Genomic DNA, 21,758 nt, shown 5'->3' with positions numbered 1-21,758 from the left:
GGGGGCGGTTGCTTGTGATCAACCGAAACGTACGTATTCAAAGTCCACGGGTTGGCGGTTGATGCCCATGACCGGCGGCGCGATCCAGCCCGCAAATTTGCCGGGCTCGACCACGCGCCCCATCAGCGACGCCACAAAGGCGAAGTCTTCTGGTGTGGGCAGCCATTCGGCCTTGCGGGCCGTCCATTCCGCCTCGCTCACCACGCGGCCATCGGGCGACATCTTGATGCCCGCGAGGGCGCCGATCTGGCGGTTGAAGGCCTTGTGGGGCACCGACAGGCGCGTGGGGATGCCCGCTTTTTCCAGCACCTTGTTCCAGCGTCCCACACCGGCCATGGAGTCCTTGATGAAGTCGTCGCGCAGCACCTCGTTCAAGGCATTGAGCATGGGCACATCTTTCTCCTGCAACTGGCCGTTCACCACTTCCAGCACCTTGTAGGTCTGGCCCTTGAGGATGTGGTCGTCAACCCTCTTGCCCTCTTCGTAGCGGCCTTTGAGGCCCGAGCTGTAGAAGGTGGCTGCGTTGCTCGACTGGTCGGCGCCGAACAGGTCGATGGTCACGCTGTAGTGGAAGTTCAGGTAGCGCTGGATGGTCCCAAGGTCGATGGCGCCTGCCGCGCGCACCTTGGCCGGGTCGTCGGTCTTGAGGTCGTTCATCACCTGCGCGGTGCGCGAGAGCACACGCGAGACACCGCTCTCGCCCACAAACATGTGGTGCGCCTCCTCGGTCAGCATGAACTTGGTGGTGCGCGCCAGCGGGTCGAACGCGCTTTCGGCCAGGGCCGAGAGCTGGAACTTGCCGTCGCGGTCGGTGAAGTAGGTGAACATGAAGAACGCCAGCCAATCGGGCGTCTTCTCATTGAAGGCGCCCAGGATGCGGGGGTTGTCCTGGTCGCCGGAGGTGCGCTGCAGCAGGGCCTCGGCCTCCTCGCGGCCGTCGCGGCCGAAGTGCTTGTGCAGCAGGTAGACCATGGCCCAGAGGTGGCGGCCTTCTTCCACGTTGATCTGGAAGAGGTTGCGCAGGTCGTACATGCTGGGCGCGGTCAGCCCCAGGTGGCGCTGCTGCTCGACCGAGGCGGGCTCGGTGTCGCCCTGGGTCACGATGATGCGGCGCAGGTTGGCGCGGTGTTCGCCGGGCACGTCCTGCCAGGCCTTCTCGCCCTTGTGGTCGCCGAAGTGGATCTCGCGGTTGGCGTCACCGGGGTTCAAAAAGATGCCCCAGCGGTAGTCGCGCATCTTTACGTGGCCGAACTGGGCCCAGCCGTTCGGGTCCACGCTCACCGCAGTGCGCAGGTAGACCTCATGGTTGGTCGAGCCTTCGGGGCCCACGTCGTCCCACCAGTTGATGAAGTTGGGTTGCCAGCCTTCGAGCGCACGCTGCAGCGTGCGGTCTTCGCTCAGGTTGACGTTGTTGGGGATCTTCTCGCTGTAGTTGATGGTGCTCATGGTCGCGTGCTCCTTGTCGTGTTCTGGCGTTTCGGACGATGGTGTGGTTCAGACTCTGTTCAGGTCAAAGCCCGCTTTCTGGCCCGTACCGTAGACCTTGAGCGCGCCCTTGTCGCCCACGGCGTTGGGGCGGTTGAAGATCCAGTTCTGCCAGGCGGTCAGGCGGCCGAAGATGCGCGTGTTCATGTTTTCCTTGCTGGCAAAGCGCAGGTTGGCTTCCAGCCCGGTGAGCGAGTCGGGCGACATGGCGGCGCGTTCCTCGATGGCGATGCGGATTTCGTCGTCCCAGTCGATGTCGTCAGGTGCGGCGGTGACCAGGCCCAGGGCCAGCGCGGCATCGGCATCCAGCGGCTTGCCAGCGGCGGAGCGGGCCGCTTTCATTGGGGCGGTTTCTTCATAGAAGCGGCGCTGCAGGCGGCTCTGGTCGTTCACCAGCGGCAGCAGGCCGAAGTTGAACTCATTGAGCGTGATCCGGGGGGCGCGTTCGGCATCGTCGGGCAGGGCCAGCATGTAGGTGCGGTCGGCCGCGAAAGCCAGTTCGGCCAGAGAACCTGCGAAGGCAGAGCCGGTCTCCACCAGCGCGAACAGGCTGCGTGACGACACATCGAGCCGCGCGAAGGTGCGGCGCAGCGCGCCGATGGTCTCGCGCACCAGCCAGTGGCCTTGGTGCGCTATCAGCGTGGCATCACTGGCCAGCACCGCCTGTGCGTCGCCTTCGGTCTTGAGCAGCCAGGTGCCGATGTCGAGTTCATTGGTGCGCAGGTTCAGGATGGCATCGTCCAGTTGGCGCGCCAGGGCCACGGGCCACCAGGCGGCCCCTGCGGCCTCGATACCGGCGATGTCCGTGGGTTGGGCGCCGGTGGGCGCTTTCACCGTGATGGTGGCCGTGCGGCGGGTACGGTCGATGTCCACGCTTACATGCGCGTAGCGCAGGCCGTCGGCCGTTTCCTCGCGCTCCACCCGGGGCAGGGCCACACCCTGCGCGTTGGCGGGGCGGTGGCTGCCTTCGGCCAGGCGTGCAGCGGTCTCGCTCACGGCGGCCGCGAACTGTGCTGGCTTGGCAATGCGGTCCACCAGGCGCCAGTCCACCGCGCGCTGGCCGCGCACACCTTCCACGCTGGTGCAGAAGATGTCGGCCAGGTCGTGGCGCACATGGCGCTTGTCGGTCACACGCGTCAGGCCGCCGGTGCCGGGCAGTACGCCGAGCAAGGGGACTTCTGGCAGCGACACGGCCGACGAGCGGTCGTCCACCAGCACGATCTCGTCGCAGGCCAGGGCCAGCTCGTAGCCGCCGCCTGCGCACGCGCCATTCACGGCGGCCACGAACTTCAGGCCCGAGTGTTTGGACGAATCCTCGATGCCGTTGCGCGTCTCGTTGGTGAACTTGCAGAAGTTCACCTTCCACGCGTGGCTGGAGACACCCAGCATGAAGATGTTGGCACCCGAGCAGAAGATGCGGTCCTTGGCGCTGGTGACGATGACCGAGCGCACCTGTGGGTGCTCGAAGCGGATGCGGTTGAGTGCGTCGTGCAGCTCAATGTCCACGCCCAGGTCATAGCTGTTGAGCTTGAGCTTGTAGCCAGGGCGAATGCCACCGTCTTCGGCAATGTCGAGCGACAGGCGGGCGACCGCGCCGTCCACTGCCAGCTTCCAGTGGCGGTACTGCGTGGGGTCGGTCCGGTAGTCCACGCGGGACGGGGGTTGCACGGTCTGGGTCATGGCGTCTCCTTGGAATGGGTTTGTGCAAAATAATGCATGTATTGCCTATTGATGTGCATCATGATGCATATCAATAGGCAAGTCAATGCATGTTTGTGCTGTGACCCGTCAGGAGGGCGTGCAGAGGGGGGTGGCGCTGGCACGCCAGAGCCGCGCCCCTCGCTGGGGGCAGCGGTTACCGTGGAGTGGGGGGTGAAGGGTGCTGGGGGGGGGGCTCAGGCCGTCCGGGCCATGGCCTTGCGCACACCTGCCTGCAGGGCCGCCAGGCTTTGTTCGGGTGTCTGCCCGGAGGTGTCGATGGTGATGTCGGCCTTGGAATAGAAGGCGGCGCGCCCGTCCAGGATGCGCTTGAGGTCGTCCATGGCTTCCTTGCTGGCCGCCATGGGGCGCATGTCGCCCTGGGCCACCACGCGGCCCATGTGTTCTTCGGGAGCGGCACGCAGCCAGACGGTGGTGCAGTGCGCCAGCAACTCGTTGAAGGTGGCCGGGTCTGACACGATGCCGCCCGGTGTGGCGATCACGACCTCGCTGTGGATCTGGATGGTTTCTTCCAGCGCCCTGCGCTCATAGCGCCGATATGCCGTGGTGCCATACAGGTCGTGGATCTCGCGCACGCTGCAGCCTGCCAGGCTTTCGATCTCGCGGCTCAGTTCGATAAAAGGCACATCGAGCGCACGCGCCAGCAGGGGCCCCAGGGTGGACTTGCCAGCACCCCGCAGGCCGACCAGGGCAATGCGCCCATGCCGGGCCGTGTCATTGCCGCCGCCGCTCAGCAGTTCATGCAAGGCCAGGCGCACGCGGCGCAGCTCGGGCTCGCTGCGGTGCTCCAGCAGTTCGCGGATCAGCAGCCATTCGGGTGAACCTGTCGTGAAATCGCCGGTCAGTTCCGCCAGCGAGCAGTGCAAGGCGCCCGCCACCTGCTGCAGCACCAGGATGGATGCATTGCCCGTGCCGTACTCCAGGTTGGCCAGGTGCCGCTCCGACACGTCGGCCGCCACAGCCACGGCTTTGCGGGTCAACCCCCGCTGCGCGCGCAGGTTGCGCACCCGCTCCCCCAGCGCCACCAGCACGGGGTTCTTGGGCTCCTCGGCCACGGTTGTGGTCGTGGCAGTCGCCGGCAAACCCATCCCTGCCTCTTCTTGTTCGTTCATACCCATCCTCGTGCGCCCATTGCCGCCCTGGCGTCTGCTCAGGGAATATACTGAATATGCACTATAGTGCTTGACGTTGGTGTGATCAGCAATTATTGTTCGTGTGACGCAACATACTGCATGTTTTGGGGTGGCGCAAGGACATGGATCAACCCATTGCCTTTGCGCTTTTGCCCCTGACGCCTTCACCTGAGACGCCCATGTCCACCAAAGCCGTATTTCACCAGACCCTTGCCACGTTGACGGAGCAGATTGCCGGACGACCGCTGGACGCGGCGCTGGCGGATTGGCTCAACCAAGCCCATGGCCCCGAGAGCGATGTGTACCAGCGCCTCATGGAGGCCTGCGTGATGGGGGTGCGCGAAGGCTGGTTGTGCGAGCGCGAGGGCGGTGGCATTCGCTACGGCCGGGTGTTCAAGCCCGAGGACGCCTTGCACCGTTTCTCGGTGGATGTGGTGGACATGCAGGACCTGGCGGGCCCGCACCACAGCCACCCGGGTGGCGAGATCGATCTGATCATGCCACTCACGCAGGGCGCGACTTTTGATGGCCACCCTGCCGGCTGGTGCGTCTACCCGCCCGGCAGTGCCCACCATCCCACGGTGGCGCAGGGCCGGGCCCTCGTGCTCTACCTCCTGCCCGAGGGGCAGATCCACTTCACCCGGTAGGCGCCACAGCGGCCTGGCCACTCCTTTTCCCCTTATTGAAGAAAGCCCCGCATGACTGAACTGCTCCCCAATTTCGCCGCAGGGCGTTGGCAACATGGAGCCGGGCCGGGCACCGAGTTGTGGGACCCGGTACTGGGCACGGCGCTGGTGCGGGTGGATGCGGCGGGGCTGGATTTGGCCGAGGCATTTGCGTTTGCGCGCGACACCGGTGGCGCGGCCTTGCGTGCGGCCACTTACCGCGAGCGTGCCGCCATGCTGGCGGCCGTGGTGAAGGTGCTGCAGACCCACCGCGACAGCTACTACGAGATCGCCACGGCCAATGCTGGCACGGTCAAGAACGACTCGGCCGTGGACATTGACGGTGCCATCTTCACGCTGGGCCAATACGCCAAATGGGGTGATGCCCTGGGCGACGTGCGTGCCCTGCGCGACGGAGACGCGGTGAAGCTGGGCAAGGAGCCTGTGTTCCAGTCGCAGCACCTGCAGGTGCCCCGGCAGGGCGTGGCGCTGTTCATCAATGCGTTCAACTTCCCGGCCTGGGGGCTGTGGGAGAAGGCCGCACCGGCCCTGCTCTCGGGCATGCCCGTCATCGTCAAGCCAGCCACGGCCACGGCATGGCTCACCCAGCGCATGGTGCGCGACGTGGTGGAGGCGGGCGTGTTGCCCGTGGGCGCACTGTCGGTCATCGCCGGAAGTTCTGCGGGTCTTCTGGATTCGCTTCAGCCGTTCGATGTGGTGTCGTTCACCGGCTCGGCCGAGACGGCGGGCATCATCCGCGCGCACCCCGCCATCACCCACCGGTCGGTGCGCTGCGGCATCGAGGCCGACAGCCTCAACTCCGCCCTGCTGCTGCCGGGCGAGGCCCCGGGCAGCGAGGCTTTCAACCTGCTGGTGCGCGAAGTGGTGCGCGAGATGACCGTGAAGTCCGGCCAGAAGTGCACGGCGATCCGACGCATTCTGGTGCCCGCCGAGGTGTACGACGCAGCAGCAGAAGCCATTGGCGCCAAGCTCGCAGGCATCACGGTGGGCAACCCGCGCAACGACAGCGTGCGCATGGGATCGCTGGTCAGCCGGGCCCAGCTGGCTTCGGTGCGCGAAGGCCTGGCCACGCTGCAGGCTCACGCCACGGTGCTGCACGACGGGCGCGACCGTCCGCTGATGGATGCCGACCCCGCCGTGGCCGCCTGCATCGGCCCGGTGCTGCTGGGCGCGCGCGACGCCGATGCTGCGCAGCCGGTGCACGATGTGGAGGTTTTCGGTCCCGTGGCCACGCTGCTGCCCTACCACGACAGCGCGCATGCCATCTCGCTGGCACAGCGCGGCCAGGGCTCGCTGGTGACCTCGCTGTATGGCAGTGACGAGACTGCACTGGCGCATACCGCGCTGGCGGTGGCCGCCAGCCACGGCCGCGTGCATGTGGTGACGCCCGACGTGGCGCAGGCCCACAGCGGCCACGGCAATGTGATGCCCATGTCGCAGCATGGCGGCCCGGGCCGCGCGGGCGGTGGTGCCGAGCTGGGCGGGTTGCGTGCCCTGGACCTCTACCACCAGCGCAGCGCCGTGCAGGCCAGCCCTGCGGTGCTGGCGGCGCTGGGTTTGCCCGATCCGGCGTAGCCCCGCACTTTTGACGCAGGCCCTTTCCCTACAAGAACCACGGAGACATCCCCATGACCAGCCTGCCGGAGCATTTCAACTTTGCGGAGCACCTGTTTGCGCTGAACCGCGCGCGCGGCGACCGCATTGCCTACATCGACGACCACGAAACCCTGAGCTACAGCGCGCTGGAAGACCGCGCGCGCCGCCTGGCTGCGGTGCTGCTGGGGGCTGGTGTGCGGCGCGAGGAGCGCGTGCTGCTGCTGATGCTCGACACCTGCGACTGGCCCGTGGCCTTTCTGGGCTGCCTGTACGCCGGGGTGTTGCCCGTGGCCGTCAACACCTTGCTCAAGCCGGAAGACTATGCCTACATGCTCTCGCACTGCCGCGCGCAGGCCGTGCTGGTGTCGGGGGCTCTCCTGCCGGTGCTCAACGAGGCGATGAACCGGCAGCCGAACGAGGTGGCCCTGCAGCTGGTGTCGCAGCCGCAGGGGCCGCTGCCTAATGGAACGCTGGACCTGCGGGCTGCCATCGCCGCAGTGGACCCCCTTGCGGCGCCCGCTGTCACAGGGCCTGATGTGCCTGGCTTCTGGCTGTACTCGTCGGGCTCTACAGGCAAACCCAAAGGTACGGTCCACACCCACGGCAACCTGTGGTGGACGGCCGAGCTGTATGGCAAGCCGGTGCTGGGCCTCACGGAGCAGGACAGGTGCTTCTCGGCCGCCAAGCTCTACTTTGCTTACGGTCTGGGCAACAGCCTCACCTTCCCGTTGTCGGTGGGGGCCACGGTGGTGCTGATGGCCGAACGCCCCACGCCCGACGCCACTTTCGAGCGCTGGACGCGGCACCAGCCCACGGTGTTCTTCGGGGCGCCCACCGGTTTTGCGGGCATGCTGGCCTCTCCCCGCCTGCCGCCGCGCAGTGCGGTGTCACTGCGCATGTGCTCGTCGGCGGGTGAGGCCCTGCCCGCAGAGATCGCGCAGCGCTTCAAGGCCCACTTTGGCTGCGACATCATTGACGGCATTGGCTCCACCGAGATGCTGCACATCTTCCTGTCCAACCGTCCGGGGGATGTGCGCTACGGCACCACGGGCAAGCCTGTGCCAGGGTACGAGGTCTCGCTGCGCGGTGAAGACGGGCGAGAGGTGCCAGATGGCGAGATTGGCGACCTGTACATCCAGGGCCCCAGCGCCGCGCTGCTGTACTGGAACAACCGCGAGAAGACGCGCGAAACCTTCCAGGGCGCATGGACCAAGAGCGGCGACAAGTATGTGCGCGATGCAGAGGGTTACTACACCTACGCCGGGCGCAGTGACGACATGCTCAAGGTCAGTGGCATCTACGTCTCGCCGTTCGAGGTGGAGGCCACGCTGATGCAGCACCCGGCCGTGCTGGAGGCCGCCGTGATCGGCACGCAGGACGCCGATGGCCTGACCAAGACCAAGGCTTTTGTGGTGGTCAAGGACGGACAGGCCGCCACGCCAGAAGACCTCAAAGCCTTTGTGAAAGAGCGCCTGGCCCCCTACAAATACCCACGCCTCATCGCGTTTGTGCCCGAGCTGCCCAAGACCGCAACGGGCAAGATCCAGCGCTTTCGGCTGCGCGAGCGTGAACAGGGGCCACAGCCATGACTGCCATGACTGCCATGACAGCCGTGGCCGGTGCCCCGCGCAAGGTCTCCGTCGCATGGCGGCAGCGCACCGTGGAGGTGGAGTACGCATGGATCGCGCCCGAGCGCACGGCGGCGCCGCTGGTGGTGTTCCTGCATGAAGGCCTGGGGTCGGTCGCCATGTGGAAGGATTTTCCGCAGAGGCTGTGCGAAACGGGGGGATTCCGGGGGCTGGTCTTCTCGCGCCCTGGGTATGGCCAGTCCACCCCGCGCGGGGCGGACGAGGTGTGGGGTGTGGACTTCATGCACCAGCAGGCGCACGAAGTGGTGCCAGCCTTCCTGGACGCCCTGGGTGTGAAGGGTGCACCCTGGCTGTTCGGCCACAGCGACGGCGCGTCCATTGCGCTGCTGTTTGCTGCGCGGTTCCCGGAACGTGCACGGGGCTTGGTGGTGCTGGCCCCGCATATTTTTGTGGAAGACGTGACGGTGGAGAACATCGAGCGCGCGAAGGATGCCTACCTGCACACCGACCTGGCGCACAAGCTGGGCCGCTACCACGGTGACCCCGGCTCGGCCTTCTGGGGCTGGAACCGCATCTGGCTGGACCCCGCCTTCCGCACCTGGAACATCGAGTCCGAGATCGCCGCCATCCGCGCGCCGGTGCTGGCCATCCAGGGGCTGGACGACGAATACGGCACGCTGGCGCAGATTCGCGGCATTGCACAGCAGGTGCCGGGCACCCAGCTGCTGGAGCTGCCCGCCTGCGCGCATTCGCCGCACCGCGATCAGCCAGAGGCCGTGATCGCAGCCACCGTGGCCTTTATTGCAGCCTGCGACCCATGAAACGCATCTGCCACGGCAGGCCGTTGTAGCGGCACGGCTACTCCACCCGAAGGCGCAGCCCCTCCAGGTTGGTGACCGTGATGCCGCCGTATTCGATCTCCAGCAGGCCGGCTGCCTGCAGGCGTTTCAATGCGGCGTTGCAGCGCTGGCGCGACACCCCCGAGAGGTTGGCGATTTCCTCTTGCGAGACTTGCAGGTGCGTGTCGCTGCCCGGGTGCAGCCAGGGGTGGAACAGGCCCGCCAGCGCCCGCGCCACCTGGCTGTCGGTGTCGAGCAGGTGGTGGGCTGTGAAGTTGCCCAGGAACCAGTGCATGCGCTCGTTGATCTGGCGCAGCAGAAAGTGGTCGAAGCTGCGCTCGGTCGCGTGCAGCCATTCAAAGGTCTCCACCGGCATCAGCGCAACCCGGCTGGGGCGCAGCGCAATGATGTCTGCCGTGCGCGGGCTGCCGCGCAGCAGCGTGCCTTCGCCAAACCAGCTGCCTGCCGACAGCCCGCCCAGCGTGACCGAGCGGCCATCGCCCGAGGTCACGGTCCACTTGAGCAGGCCCTCGATGGCACCGTACCAGTGCACGGGCGTGTCGCCCGTTCGGCACAGTGCGCCCCCCTGGGGGACATCCACCTCGCGCAGCTCGTCGCGCACACGCGCCTGCGCGCCGCTGTCCAGCAGCGGAAACCAGGCCGATGCTGCCAGCAGATCGGCCATGGTAGGGGGAGCCAGTTTGACCAACATGGTGAGGCGTTCTCCTGTGTGCTGCGCCGTTCAAAAACCGACCCACGTATACCCTGAGTCCAAATGTCGTCGGGATGACTGAGTGGACCGGGCCGGGAAAAAATAATCTGCAGCACTAGCATTTTCCGCCAGGCACCGTGATGACCCAACGCAAAGTCAGAGACAACACGTTCCCCGCTTGGGGGTGTGGTCTATCAGCCACCGCCACCGCGTTGGTTCACACCTGAGCCGCGCACCTCTTTTAGTCACCACGACCAACAAACCAGCAGGAGACACAGGATGATGTACACACGCCGCCACTTCATGAACCAACTGGGCAGCGCTGCAGCGCTGACTGCCTTGTCGCCCCTGGCCGCACAGGCCCAGGCGCTGGAGCAGGTCAAGGTCTTCTATGGTTTTCCTGCGGGCAGTGCAGGGGACAGCGTGGCACGCCGTGTGGGCGAGAAGCTGGCAGGGTCGGCCTATACCCGCAACGCTGCGGTGGTCGAGAACAAGCCCGGAGCGGGCGGGCGCATTGCGCTGGAGTCGCTCAAGGGCGCCCCTGCGGACGGCACGGTGCTCACGCTCTCGCCGTTCTCTTGCACATCGATCTACCCCCACATCTACAGCAAGCTGAGCTACGACCCCGTGAAGGACTTTGTGCCGGTGTCGATTGCTGCGGTGATGCACCACGGGCTGGCCGTGGGGCCGCTGGTGCCTGCGTCGGTCAAGACGGTGAAGGATTTCCTGGCCTGGGCCAAGGCCAACCCAGGACAGGCCAACTATGGCTCTCCCGCAGCAGGCTCCACGCCGCACTTCATTGGCGCCCTGCTGGGACTCAACAACGGGGTGGATCTCAAGCATGTGCCTTACCGGGGCTCCATCCCCGGCGTGACGGATGTGGTGGGTGGCCAGATTGCCTCCATGGTCACGCCCAGCGGTGACTTCATCCCCAACCACAAGGCCGGCAAACTGCGGCTGATTGCAACGTCGGGCCAGGCGCGGTCCCCGTTCTCGCCCGAGGTACCCACGTTTGCCGAGCAGGGTTTTCCGGAACTCACGACCGAGGAATGGTTTGGCTTCTACGCCCCGGCCCGCACGCCCGCTGCCGTGGTGGCGGCCGCCAATGCGGCCATCAACGTTGCCATCAAGGAAAAGGCCGTCATCGACAGCCTGGCTGTCGTGGGACTCATCGCCAAGGGCTCAACGCCTGGCGAGATGCAGGCATCCCAGCAGACCGAGTTTGAGCGCTGGGGCCCGCTCGTCAAGAAGGTCGGTTTCACGGCTGAGTCCTGACTTTTCAAGGAATCCGTCGCATGGATCAGATCGTGAAGCGCGTGGCCGTGGTGGCCACCGGTGTCATTGGCGCGAGCTGGGCCGCCTATTTTCTGGCGCGGGGACTGGACGTGGATGCCTGGGACCCGTCACCGGGCGCGCAGGAGCGCCTGCGCACTGTCGTGGCAGCGCACTGGGAGGTTTTGTCGCGCCAGGGGTTGGCGGACGGTGCCCACCGGGATCGCCTGCGCTGGCATGACCGGCTGGAGGACGCGCTGGCGCAGGCCGACTTCGTGCAGGAGAGCGGCCCCGAGCGACTGGACTTCAAGGTGGACCTGTTTCGCCGCATGGATGCAGCCGCTCCGGCGCATGCCATCCTGGCGTCCAGCACATCGGGCCTGGCCATCACCGACATACAGCAGGCCTGCACGCGGCCTGAGCGGGTGGTGCTGGGCCACCCATTCAACCCGCCGCACCTGATCCCGCTGGTGGAAGTGGGCGGCGGCCAGCGCACCGCGCCCGAGGCCGTGGCGCAGGCGATGGCGTTCTACACCCACATTGGCAAGCGCCCCATCCATGTGCGGCGCGAGATCAAGGGGCACATCGCCAACCGCCTGCAGGCCGCGCTCTGGCGCGAAGCCTTTCACCTGGTGAACGAGGGCGTAGCCAGCGTCAGCGACATTGACACCGCCATTGCTCAGGGCCCTGGCCTGCGGTGGGCGCTGATGGGGCCGTTCATGAACCTGCACCTGTCAGGCGGTGACGGCGGTATTGAACATCTGTTGGCCCACCTGGGCGGGCCCATCGAGGACTGGTGGCGCGATCTGGGCGCACCGTCCATGGATGCGGCCCTGCGGCACCGGGTGACCGAGGGCGTGGCGCAGGCGCTGGGCACGCGGCAGGCGGGGGAGCTGGCCCGTGCGCGCGATGCACTGCTGATCGACCTGCTGCGCGCCAAACAATCGTCGGGCGCGCTGGAGTGATCAGCTCTGCCGCCCCACAAAAAAACTGCGAGACAACAAACACCATGCACCCCGTATTTCTTGACGATGAAGACCAGATTGCGCCACCGCGCACGCTGCGCATGTCTTTTGATGATGGCTCGTTCACGCTGCGCTCGCCCGAGGCCTTGCGCCCCTATGCCCGCTGCGTGGGCGAGTGGCTGGAGCGCTGGGCGCGCGAGACCCCCGACACGTTGGCCCTGGCCGAGCGCGATGCGGGCGGAGAGCAATGGCGGGGCCTGAGCTACGCGCAACTGCGCCGTGACGTGGGTGCGGTCGCCCAGTCGCTGCTGGACCTGAAGCTGCCTGCCGGGCGTCCCATTGCCATCCTGTCCGACAACGCGGTGGACCACGCGGTGCTCATGCTGGCGGCCATGCACGTGGGCATCACGCCTTGTTCCATGTCCAGTGCCTATGCACGCTCTCAGGACCCCAGCCGCCTGCACAGCATGCTGGCGGTGCTGGAGCCCAGCCTGGTCTATGCCTCCGATGCACGCGTCTACGCGCCCGCCCTGGCGGGCTATCGCGGCGAGGTGGTGAAAGTCTTCAGCCGCCATGCCGACAGCTGTGCAGGCGCGCTGGCGTTTGAGCAATTGCAGCGCGGGCAGGAGACGCCTGCCGTGCGCGAGGCGTTCGAAGAGCTGGAGGCCGATGGCCATGCCAAGTACCTGCTGACCTCTGGCTCCACGGGGCGACCCAAGGTGGTCATCAACACCCACCGCATGCTGTGCGCCAACCAGCAGATGATGGCCCAGACCTGGCGCTTTCTGGCCCATGAAAAGCCGGTGCTGGTCGATTGGCTGCCCTGGAGCCACACGTTTGGCGGCAACCACAACCTGCACATGGTGCTGTGCCATGGCGGCACGCTGTACATCGACGAAGGCCGGCCGGTGCCGGGACTGATCGAAAAAACCGTGCGCAACCTGCGCGACGTGCAGCCCACCATGCTTTTCAATGTGCCCCGGGGTTTCGACATGCTGCTGCCGTTCCTGGAGGCCGATGACGCCCTGGCCGCGCAGGTGCTGGCGCGGGTGCGCCTGGCCTTTTATGCGGCAGCCGCGCTGGCCCCCTCCACCTGGCAGCGCCTGGAGACGCTGGCCCACCGGGTGCGCCCCGCACGGCCGCTGTGGCTGACCACCTCGTGGGGCGCAACCGAGACTGCCCCCGCCGTGACCACCGCCCACTGGCGCCTGGAAGGCGCGGGCTGCATCGGGGCGCCCCTGCCAGGGGTGGAACTCAAGCTGGTGCCCAATGGCGGCAAGCTGGAGATGCGGGTCAAAGGCGTTTCGGTGTTTGCGGGCTACCGCCATGCGCCCAGCGAGACAGCCGCTGCCTTCGACAGCGAGGGCTTCTACCGCATTGGCGATGCTGGCTATCTGGCCGACGCCGAGCGGCCCGAGCGGGGTGTGGTGTTCAACGGGCGTGTGGCCGAGGATTTCAAGCTGTCCAGCGGCAGCTGGGTGTCGGTGGGCACGCTGCGGGTGGAGCTGGTTTCGCAGCTTGCGCCGCTGGTGCAGGACATCGTGCTCACGGGCCACAACCGGGACGAGGTCGGGATGCTGGTGTTTCCGTCGGCAGCGGGTGTGGCCGAGGGGCCCAGGCTGGAGGAGGCCTTGCGCGCGCTCATGCGTGCGCGGCGCAATGCAGGGACGGGGTCTTCACAATGCCCCACGCGGGCGCTGGTGATGCGGGAGCCACCCGATGCCGATGCGGGTGAGATCACCGACAAGGGCTATATCAATCAGGGGGCTGTGTTGTCACGCCGCGCAGCAGCGGTGGCTGCGCTCTACGCCGAACCCGCTGCCGCAGGGGTGATCACCGGCTGATCGCCCGGGGCGAGGGGCGGGGTGTGTGCATGGGGCTGATGGCCCCATGCACGCAGGCCGGTAGGGCCTGCGAGAACCCAAAGCCTTATCAGGCCGTTGCGTCCTTGAGCTTCTTCAGCGCACGGGTCTTGATCTTGACCGATGCGGGCTTGGCGGGGAACCAGCGCTCTTCACCGGTGAAGGGGTCCTTGCCGAAGCGCTTCTTCTTGGCTGCCACTTGCTGCAGGCCAATCTTCAGCACGCCGGGCAGCGTGAATTCGCCAGAGCCCTTCTTGTGCACCGAGCCCAGGATGGCGGCTTCGAGTGCTGCCAGCACGGCCTTGGCAGCCTTGGGTTCCACGCCCGACTGCTCGGACAGGTGGGCCACCAGCGTCGTCTTGTTGAAGGCCGTCTTGATGGGCTTGAGCACTGCGGGTGCCGCAGCTGCGGGCTTGGCAGCGGGGGCTGCGGCCTTCTTGGCTGGGGCTGCCTTTTTGGCGGCGGGTGCTGCGGCCTTGACGGCGGCTTTCTTTGCGGGTGCTGGAGCTTTTTTTGCAGTTGCCATGATTGTTTCTTCGTTGGTTTGGATTGCGATCGGCCCTCTTCAATTTGTCGAGCGCCTGCGTGATTTTAGGTGCGAGAACGCTTCGGCCGATAGAGGGCATGCCCTGCCAACGCCTGAGGCTTCTGTGTGGCCCGTGCAGAGGGGCCAACGGGCGGGTTGCTGTGGGTGTGGAGTTGCCGGTGCCAAGCTGCCTTCGGGATGCGCGCAGGCCACTGTCCCGAGGGCTGCGCTGGCATGAGCAGCCTGCCCGCAAAGGCCAGGCAACCGGTCGCCAGACACGCCTTCATACAATCCCCGCAGGCCGCAGCGCGCAGGGGTGGCCCTTTACTGTGCCGCTTGGTGTGGCCTTCTTTCTTGGGCCTGGTTTCTGCAAAGCGTTTGTTTGTTCATGCAACTCAGTCGAATGCTCCACCTGCTGGGGGCCCTTGTTCTTGTGGCAACGATGGTGCTGGTGGGGCGCATGGCCACCACCGAATGGCAATCCGTGCACAAGGCATCGGCCAGCCAGCGCTTGCTGGAGCAGTTGCAGCGGGGGCTGGTGGTGGTGGAGATGGTGTCGCGCGAACGCGGGCCCACCAACGGCGCATTGGGCGATGCCCTGCCCATGGCCCAGCCGCGTGCCCAGGCGCTGCAAGAGGCGCGCGAGCGCACCGACCAGGCGTTCGAGGCTTTGCTGCAGTCCGTGGCGGGCGCACCCCGTTCCACCGCAGACGGCATCCATCTGGTGCAGAGCCTGCAGACCGCGCGCAGTGCGCTGGCGCAGGCCCGTGCGGGCGTGGACCGGGTGCTGGCGCTGCCGCAGCCACAACGCTCCGCAGAGGCCATCCGCGACGCCGTCTATGGCATGGTGGCCGTGGTGCCTCTGCTGTCACCCGTGACCAATGCCCTGGCCAGTGCTGCCCAGCAGGCCTACCCCGCGCTGGGCGACGATGTGCAGGGCGCACGGCTGGCGGCGGCGCTGCGGGAGTACGCGGGCCTGTTGGGCTCGCACTTCACGGCCGCCGTGGTCAAGGGCCAGCCGTTTTCCCCGGCAGAGCGCCGCGCTATCGACGAGACGCGGGGGCGCATTGCGCAGCTGCGCACGCTGGTGGAGCTTCGGCTGCAGCTGCCTGACGAAGCCCACGAAGTGGCGCAGGCGTGGAGCACTGTCGAGGCGCGGTACTTTGGCGTGGCGCAGGCGCTACTGGGCAAGGTGCTGGAAGAGGGCGATGGTGGCGGCCACTATGGCCTGTCGGCGGCCGAATTCGCGGCCTTGTATGTGCCTGAGATGAACCCGATTCTGGGGCTGCGCGACGCGCTGCTGGCCCAGGCCCGCGAACGCGCGCAGAAGGAGCACCAGCGCGCGCTGCGTGTGCTGGTCTGGGCGCTGGCGGGCTCAGGGGCGCTGCTGCTGGTGCTGAGCAGCGCGTTGTATGTGATCCAGCACCGCGTGCTGCAGCCATTGGCCCAGACCACGCGGGCACTGAAGGCGCTGGCCAGCAATGATCTGCAGGCGCCTTTGCCAGTGCCCCTGGCGGACGATGAAATGGCGGCCGTGATCGGTGCGGTGCGCGCGTTGCAAAGCCAGACCCGGCGGCGCCAGGACCTGGAGCGTGAGCGCGACCTGCTGATCGAACAGCTCAGGGAGCAGTCCGAAACCGACTACCTCACCGGCCTGCCCAACCGCCGGGCCTTCATCACGCAGGCGCGCACCGCTCTCGCGCAGGCCACGCGCTACGGCATCGACATGGCCCTGCTGGTGCTGGATGTGGACTGGTTCAAGCAGCTCAATGACAGCCTGGGCCATGCAGCGGGCGACAAGGCGCTGCTGGCGGTGGCCGATGTGGTGCGCAGCGAGCTGCGCGAGGGGGACCTGGCAGCGCGTTTTGGCGGGGAGGAGTTTGTGCTGCTGCTCAGCCACTGCACCCGCGAGCAGGGCCTGCAGTTTGCCGAGCGCCTGCGTGAGAAGGTTGCTGGGGCGCAGGTGCTGGGCACGGCCGACCCGGGCGTGCGTGTGACGGTGAGTCTGGGGATTGCGGACTCGGCCCATTGGGGCTGGGGGCTGGATGCCCTGATCTCCGCCGCCGATGCGGCGATGTACCAGGCCAAGAACGCGGGGCGCAACCGCGCGGTGGTGGCGTCAGCGTCGGCAGATTGAGCCTTGGCCCGGCCAGTTCAGTGGTGGTGGATGGCGGTCTGCTGCCGCTGGCGCCACTGCTGAAAGCGCGAACGCTGCAGTGCCAGCAGCTCCACCAGACCCCAGGCCAGAGCGCACACCAGCATGCCCCGGCCCACGGCCCAGCGGTAGGCCTCAGTCCTGCGCGGCGGCCGGGGCATCGTCGCAGGCCCATTCGTGGGTGCGGGGCAGGTCAAAGCTCAGCCAGCCCCCTTCGTCAAACAGCTCATCCAGCAGCCGTTGCAATCCGAGCAATTTCCAGAGCATGGTGCGCCTCTCTCGTGGTGGGGTGAAGGGAGATCGTGGCGATCTGCCGGGCAAGGTACCGCCTTTGTGTGACGGTTTTGCGTCGGTTCGCATGAACCCAACATGTGCACCACCGCGTGCTTCGTGGGCCCACCTGGGGACGCTGGCGGGCGCTATCCTCGTGCGTCGAGACCCCGGCATTTCCTTACAACCCCCTCACTCACACGCCCTGCAACATGCTGCCCGAGCTTCTGGCGCTGGAAAAAATCCTGGAGCAGGGCGCGCCCCACCTTGATGTGCAGGTGGTGCGGCAGGTGCAGGTGGCCTCGGGCGAGCAGTTTCCCGTCTATGCCATTGGCGTGGGCAACCCGGCGCTGGATGTGCCTGCCGTGGGCTTCTTTGGCGGTGTGCACGGGCTGGAGCGTATCGGGGCCGAGGTGGTCATTGCCTACCTGCAGAACGTGGTGATGCGCCTGCAGTGGGACACCACCCTGCACCGGCAACTGGAGCAGGTGCGCCTGGTCTTCATGCCCATCGTCAACCCCGGCGGCATGTGGTCGGCCACGCGGGCCAACCCACGCGGGGTGGACCTGATGCGCAACGCCCCGGTGGACGCCGTGGACCGGGTGCCCCTGTGGGTCGGCGGGCAGCGGGTGAGCGCGGGCCTGCCCTGGTATCGGGGGCGCCTGGGCGACCCCATGGAGGCCGAGAGCCAGGCGCTGTGCGAGGTGGCCACGGCCCAGTTGCTGGCGCGGCCCTTCAGCATGGCACTGGACTGCCATTCAGGGTTTGGGGTGAAGGACCGGCTGTGGTTTCCGTTTGCACACACGCGTAAGCCGATTGCGCACCTGGCCGAGCTGCATGCGCTGCAGGAGATCTTCTGGCAGGCCCACAGCCACCACCAGTACATCATCGAACCGCAAAGCGCGCAGTACCTCGCGCATGGCGACCTGTGGGACCACCTGTACCTGCAAGCCTGCCAGACCCAGTCCACGCATACCTTCCTGCCACTCACGCTGGAGATGGGCTCGTGGCTGTGGATCAAGAAGAACCCCCGGCAGCTGTTCTCGCGCAACGGCATCTTCAACCCGCTCATCAACCACCGCCAGCAGCGCGTGCTGCGGCGGCACCTGTCGCTGCTCGACTTTCTGGCGCGCGCGGCCTGCAGCCATGCGCGCTGGGCGCCCGCGCCCGATCAGCGCGCGCAGCGCCGGGCCGACGCGCTGGCGGCCTGGTACTGAAATGGAACACCCCCTGAGTTGCTTCGCGCCTTCACCCTCTCTCATATTGCTTCGCAATCTGGGAGGGGGCGCTGGCCTTGACCGCGCCAGTTTCATCCGCTGCGGGTGGTGCGCAGCGCTATGGATAACGGAGAAGAAAGAGAAAGGCCCCTAGCACCATGCGCCAATGGATCCTGCTGCGCGGCCTGACCCGCGAAACCGCCCACTGGGGCGGGCTGGTGGCCGACCTGCAGCGGGCGCTGCCCGACGATGCCGTGCTGGCGGTGGACCTGCCCGGCAACGGCCATTGGCACCACCGGCCATCGCCCGCCACGGTGCAGGGCATGGTGCAGGCCTGCCGCACCGATCTGGCGGCGCGCGGACTGGCCCCGCCCTACCACCTGCTGGCCATGTCCCTCGGCGCCATGGTGGCGGTGGAGTGGGCGCGCGCGGCCCCCGATGAGATTGCCAGCGGCGTGCTGGTCAACACCAGCCTGCGCCCGTTCAGCCCGTTCTATCACCGGCTGCGCCCGCACAACTACGGCGCCCTGCTGCGCCTGGTGCTGTGGCCCCGCGCGCCCGAAGTGATGGAGCAGCAGGTGCTGGCCATGACCAGCAACCTGGCTGCAGAGCGCGCCCCGGTGCTGGCGCACTGGGCGGCTGTGCGCCAGCAGCGGCCGGTGTCAGCCCTGAATGCGCTGCGCCAGCTGTTGGCCGCCGCGCGCTACCGGGCACCGGCCATGGCGCCCCGGCCACCCCTGCTGCTGCTGGCCAGCCGCGACGACCCATTGGTGTCCAGCGCCTGCTCGCAAGCGCTGGCCGCTGCGTGGAACCTGCCCCTGGTGCTGCACCCCTTTGCAGGCCACGACCTGCCGCTGGACGACCCGGCCTGGGTGGTGGCGCAGGTGCAGCAATGGGCAACACGCCCACCGTTGCCGTCGCCCGGCGCGTCGGTTACGGCTGCTTGAACACCACGGCGTCCAGGGCCATGGCGCGGATGCTCTCGGCCGCCGCATCGGCCTGGGTGCGGCTGTCGTAAGGGCCCACGCGCACGCGGATGCGCCGCCCCTTGGCGTTGTTCAGCTCCTGGCGGAAGGCGGGCAGGCCCTCGTTGAGCAGCCGCGCCTGGGTCTTGCGCGCATTGGCCTCTTCAGCAAACAGGCCCACGTTGATGTAGTAGCCCGCCGCCGTTCCCACGGTGGGCGCTGGCGCGTCGCTGGCCGCCGTGGCCGCTGCCTTGGGTTTGGCGGGGGCGCTGGCGCGGCTGGCCGCCTCGCGCCTTGGGGCGGGCGTGCTGGCGGCAGGGGTCGTGGGGCCGGCGGTGGCGGATGCGCGGCTGGATGGTGTGGATGCGGCTGCCTTGCCTGGTGTGGGGCTGGGTGCGGCCGCCTTGCTGGCGGCGGTAGACGCGGGCCGTGCCGTAGCGGTGGGCTCGGCCGGTGGCGGCGCCGCCTTGGACGGCGCGGGTGCCGAGGCCTTGGAGGCAGTGGGCGCCTGGGCCGGTGCTGCAGCCGCCTGCGCCGCTGCAGAGGCGGGAGCCGGGCTGGGCCGCGATGCGGCCACCAGTGGCGCTGCGGGTGTGGAAGCTGCCACAGGGGTGGGTTCGGGGGCGGGGGTGGGCGAAGGCTCTTCGGTCGCCGCAGGTTCCACCTGGCCCGTGGCTTGTGGGTTGGCCTGCGGGGGCGCTGCCGGGGTGGCTGCCGACGACGCTGCCGTGGCCGCCGCGGTGGCCTGGGCCACGGTCACGGCGGGCTCCAGCGCCAGGGGCTTGGTGTCGGACGGCGACCAGACCAGGTAGGCGATCAACGCGGCCACGCCCAGCGCCCCATTGGCCAGCACCACCATCTGCAGGCGCTTGCGCGAGCTGGCCTGCTTCTCCAGCAGCGCACAGGCTTCGGGCACGGTGCGCGATGCGGCCAGCGCGCGGGCGATGCGTTTGCGGATGTCGGCATACAGAATGGCATTGCCATACAGCCCCGGCACCGCAAAAGCCAGCACCGCAAACGCGCCCAGCACGCCCAGCTCCACGCCCGGCGGCCAGTTCAGAAAAGACCGGCCAATGCCAAACACGATCAGCGCCAGCCCCTCGGCCGCCGCCACATACACCAGGGCGGCGCCCCAGAGCTGGCGGAAAACCATCCAGTTCAGCGTGGCCAGGCAGGCGGCCCAGTTCCAGGTGGTGGTCGTGCGGCCGGTGCTGTCAAAGCGCTCGAAGACGGCCAGGTAGTAGTCGGTGTTGACGGGCCCCAGCGCCAGGCGGGACAGCGCGGTCATGGCGTTGTCGGACGGGGAGTCGAGCGACATGGCCGGAATGATGGAGGCGACAGGGTCCGTGTGGTCGAGCATGGGCCGATTCTGTCACGCACCGCCGCGCACGCCACCGGTGTTGGGTGCAAGTCGCTCCGCTGTTGCGGCCCCGCTGCACAGGGCGCCAGCCGCCACAGGCCGACCGTGCCCGCCGCCCGGCAGGTGCGGTGGGCGTGTGGCCGGGGTTTCTATCCCGTTTCAGCGCTGGAATGTTGAAAAAATAGGCCGTTTCCGCTCATCCAGTAACGATTGTTTGCTATTGAAAATATAGTATTTAAGCCACGCACACGGCCCCGCTCAGCCGCCCCGCACCATGGCCATGACCTTGGCCGCGTCCAGCGTGGCGGCCTTCTGCTGGATCTGCGGCAGGTACTGCGACTGCATCTGCTTGGCGGGCCCCAGCAGGTTCTGGAAGGTATCGCGCAGCATGGCCGTGCTCATCACGCGGCCCCCGGCGTAGTAGCGCTTGGCCACCTGGCCCAGCGCGTAGGTGGTGGCAAACGAAAACGCCATGCCCGTGGCCGCGCCGCCCAGTCCTCCGACCGTCCGGCCCGCCACCTTGCCCAGCAGGCCGCCCAGCAGCTTGCGGCCAAACTGCTCCAGGTACTGCGATGTCATGCCCACGCCCGCTGCGGCGATGAACTCCTTGATGTGGCCCTGGTCCAGCTCCACCCCATGCGCCTTGCCAATGCCGTACACCATCTTCACCTGCAGCGGGATGATGGCCATGGACGCCCAGGACTGCGGCAGCAGCTCCAGCGCGCCGTTGAGCAGCGCGTAGTTGAGGATGGACTTGTCCAGCTCGGCATCGGCCGGGCCGGGAGGCGTGGCGGCGGTCGGGGCCGCTGCAGGGGCTGGTGCTGCAGCGGCGGCATAGGCCCCAGCGCCTGCCATGCCCGCCGCCCCCCAAGGCGTGGCCGAGGGGGCGGACTTCTCCACCACATCCACCAGCGCATCGGCGTCCTGTTCGAACGCCGCCGTCTGCTGCGCGCCCAGCTGCAGCGCGGCCTTCAGCGCGGCCAGAAACTGCGCCTCCGCCGCCGTCTGTCGCCCATCCACATCGCACACGCACACGGCCATCTCATAGGCCAGCTGGCGGTGGGCCGGGTCGTCCAGCGCAGTGGCGGCGGCCTGCACGCTGGTGCGCTTCAGCAGCACATCCTGGTAGATGCGCGGCAGGTCGGCCATGCCGCTGTCGCCCGCGAGCGACTGGGCAATGCGGCGGATTTCCTCGCGCTCGGCATCGTCCTTGGTGCCGTCTGCAAAGGCGGCCAGCAAGGCAATGGTGAGGATGGATTTTTGCTGTTCGGTATTCATGCGGTGCGGGCCCGGGGGGCGGTGGGAAGAGTGGGAAGAAGCGGTTCCGCAGGCGGCGTAACGGCCGTTGTGTGCTGCGGGGTGGATGTTCCGGTCAGATGCAGTCTAGGCCGCAGGCTTTCAACGCCA

General features: G+C 67.5%; 19 protein-coding genes. 10 read left to right on the top strand and 9 right to left on the bottom strand.

Going from position 1 to position 21,758, the window contains the following annotated elements:
* Positions 1 to 18: 18 nt before the first annotated feature.
* The 3 genes from boxB to ACSQ3O_RS22685 form a co-directional block, all read right to left on the bottom strand.
* A complete protein-coding gene (gene boxB / locus ACSQ3O_RS22695) occupies positions 19 to 1,446 on the bottom strand; it encodes a benzoyl-CoA 2,3-epoxidase subunit BoxB (RefSeq protein WP_137745780.1) in 1,428 nt (475 codons plus the stop codon).
* Between the two features lie 48 nt (positions 1,447 to 1,494).
* Complete coding sequence (gene boxC, locus ACSQ3O_RS22690; RefSeq protein WP_436140570.1) at positions 1,495 to 3,165, bottom strand: 2,3-epoxybenzoyl-CoA dihydrolase; 1,671 nt, start codon at positions 3,163 to 3,165, stop codon at positions 1,495 to 1,497.
* A 215-nt stretch (positions 3,166 to 3,380) separates the two neighbouring features.
* The gene (locus tag ACSQ3O_RS22685) at positions 3,381 to 4,316 is read right to left on the bottom strand and encodes a helix-turn-helix transcriptional regulator (protein ID WP_436140569.1); all 936 of its coding nucleotides are present in this window, start codon (positions 4,314 to 4,316) and stop codon (positions 3,381 to 3,383) included.
* A gap of 200 nt (positions 4,317 to 4,516) precedes the next feature.
* On the opposite strand from ACSQ3O_RS22685, the gene ACSQ3O_RS22680 reads away from it, so the two are divergent.
* From ACSQ3O_RS22680 to ACSQ3O_RS22665, 4 genes are read left to right on the top strand one after another with little or no spacing between them, the layout of a single operon-like run.
* Complete coding sequence (locus ACSQ3O_RS22680) at positions 4,517 to 4,984, top strand: 4-hydroxylaminobenzoate lyase (RefSeq protein WP_436140568.1); 468 nt, start codon at positions 4,517 to 4,519, stop codon at positions 4,982 to 4,984.
* Between the two features lie 51 nt (positions 4,985 to 5,035).
* Positions 5,036 to 6,598 carry a 3,4-dehydroadipyl-CoA semialdehyde dehydrogenase gene (locus ACSQ3O_RS22675; protein WP_436140567.1) on the top strand — a complete coding sequence of 521 codons (1,563 nt, stop codon included), beginning with the start codon at positions 5,036 to 5,038 and terminating at the stop codon, positions 6,596 to 6,598.
* Between the two features lie 53 nt (positions 6,599 to 6,651).
* Positions 6,652 to 8,208, top strand: a complete 1,557-nt coding sequence (locus tag ACSQ3O_RS22670; RefSeq protein ID WP_436140566.1) for a benzoate-CoA ligase family protein — start codon at positions 6,652 to 6,654, stop codon at positions 8,206 to 8,208.
* A gap of 14 nt (positions 8,209 to 8,222) precedes the next feature.
* A complete protein-coding gene (locus ACSQ3O_RS22665) occupies positions 8,223 to 9,029 on the top strand; it encodes an alpha/beta fold hydrolase (protein WP_436141166.1) in 807 nt (268 codons plus the stop codon).
* Positions 9,030 to 9,066: 37 nt separating this feature from the next.
* On the opposite strand, the gene ACSQ3O_RS22660 is transcribed toward ACSQ3O_RS22665, so the two are convergent.
* Positions 9,067 to 9,759 (bottom strand): Crp/Fnr family transcriptional regulator, encoded by a 693-nt coding sequence (locus tag ACSQ3O_RS22660; RefSeq protein ID WP_436140565.1) that lies wholly within the window; start codon positions 9,757 to 9,759, stop codon positions 9,067 to 9,069.
* Between the two features lie 282 nt (positions 9,760 to 10,041).
* Here ACSQ3O_RS22660 and ACSQ3O_RS22655 point away from each other — a divergent pair, with 282 nt between their 5' ends.
* Genes ACSQ3O_RS22655 through ACSQ3O_RS22645 form a run of 3 tightly spaced genes read left to right on the top strand, consistent with a single transcriptional unit; the run spans position 10,042 to position 13,840 of the window.
* Entirely contained in the window at positions 10,042 to 11,034 is a 993-nt protein-coding gene (locus tag ACSQ3O_RS22655) for a Bug family tripartite tricarboxylate transporter substrate binding protein (protein ID WP_436141165.1), read from the top strand.
* Positions 11,035 to 11,054: 20 nt separating this feature from the next.
* Positions 11,055 to 11,996 carry a 3-hydroxyacyl-CoA dehydrogenase NAD-binding domain-containing protein gene (locus tag ACSQ3O_RS22650; RefSeq protein ID WP_436140564.1) on the top strand — a complete coding sequence of 314 codons (942 nt, stop codon included), beginning with the start codon at positions 11,055 to 11,057 and terminating at the stop codon, positions 11,994 to 11,996.
* Between the two features lie 44 nt (positions 11,997 to 12,040).
* Positions 12,041 to 13,840, top strand: coding sequence for a feruloyl-CoA synthase (locus ACSQ3O_RS22645; protein WP_436140563.1), 1,800 nt, complete (start codon positions 12,041 to 12,043; stop codon positions 13,838 to 13,840).
* A gap of 88 nt (positions 13,841 to 13,928) precedes the next feature.
* On the opposite strand, the gene ACSQ3O_RS22640 is transcribed toward ACSQ3O_RS22645, so the two are convergent.
* On the bottom strand, positions 13,929 to 14,384 hold the full coding sequence (locus tag ACSQ3O_RS22640; RefSeq protein ID WP_137745790.1) for an HU family DNA-binding protein: 456 nt from the start codon (positions 14,382 to 14,384) through the stop codon (positions 13,929 to 13,931).
* 388 nt (positions 14,385 to 14,772) lie between these two features.
* Between ACSQ3O_RS22640 and ACSQ3O_RS22635 the strand changes: the two genes are divergently transcribed.
* On the top strand, positions 14,773 to 16,521 hold the full coding sequence (locus ACSQ3O_RS22635) for a diguanylate cyclase (RefSeq protein ID WP_436140562.1): 1,749 nt from the start codon (positions 14,773 to 14,775) through the stop codon (positions 16,519 to 16,521).
* A 17-nt stretch (positions 16,522 to 16,538) separates the two neighbouring features.
* Here ACSQ3O_RS22635 and ACSQ3O_RS22630 read toward each other — a convergent pair whose 3' ends face one another.
* Positions 16,539 to 16,700 (bottom strand): hypothetical protein, encoded by a 162-nt coding sequence (locus tag ACSQ3O_RS22630; protein ID WP_171012128.1) that lies wholly within the window; start codon positions 16,698 to 16,700, stop codon positions 16,539 to 16,541.
* A complete protein-coding gene (locus ACSQ3O_RS22625) occupies positions 16,675 to 16,806 on the bottom strand; it encodes a hypothetical protein (protein WP_283202031.1) in 132 nt (43 codons plus the stop codon). The genes ACSQ3O_RS22630 and ACSQ3O_RS22625 overlap by 26 nt, the downstream gene beginning before the upstream one ends.
* A gap of 215 nt (positions 16,807 to 17,021) precedes the next feature.
* On the opposite strand from ACSQ3O_RS22625, the gene ACSQ3O_RS22620 reads away from it, so the two are divergent.
* Together ACSQ3O_RS22620 and ACSQ3O_RS22615 are read left to right on the top strand one after the other, a co-directional pair.
* A complete protein-coding gene (locus ACSQ3O_RS22620; RefSeq protein ID WP_436140561.1) occupies positions 17,022 to 18,026 on the top strand; it encodes a M14 family zinc carboxypeptidase in 1,005 nt (334 codons plus the stop codon).
* A gap of 158 nt (positions 18,027 to 18,184) precedes the next feature.
* Positions 18,185 to 18,973 carry an alpha/beta fold hydrolase gene (locus ACSQ3O_RS22615; protein ID WP_436140560.1) on the top strand — a complete coding sequence of 263 codons (789 nt, stop codon included), beginning with the start codon at positions 18,185 to 18,187 and terminating at the stop codon, positions 18,971 to 18,973.
* On the opposite strand, the gene ACSQ3O_RS22610 is transcribed toward ACSQ3O_RS22615, so the two are convergent.
* Positions 18,960 to 20,351, bottom strand: a complete 1,392-nt coding sequence (locus tag ACSQ3O_RS22610; RefSeq protein WP_436140559.1) for an SPOR domain-containing protein — start codon at positions 20,349 to 20,351, stop codon at positions 18,960 to 18,962. The two genes, ACSQ3O_RS22615 and ACSQ3O_RS22610, sit on opposite strands and share 14 nt — an antisense overlap.
* A gap of 258 nt (positions 20,352 to 20,609) precedes the next feature.
* Positions 20,610 to 21,629, bottom strand: coding sequence for a DUF533 domain-containing protein (locus ACSQ3O_RS22605; protein ID WP_436140558.1), 1,020 nt, complete (start codon positions 21,627 to 21,629; stop codon positions 20,610 to 20,612).
* Positions 21,630 to 21,758 lie beyond the last annotated feature (129 nt).

Origin of the sequence: Acidovorax sp. LjRoot74 (assembly GCF_964254355.1) — a bacterium.
Lineage (GTDB): Bacteria > Pseudomonadota > Gammaproteobacteria > Burkholderiales > Burkholderiaceae_C > Acidovorax.
Note: the sequence above shows the minus strand (reverse complement) of the source record. Positions and strands in the feature narration are given on the sequence as shown.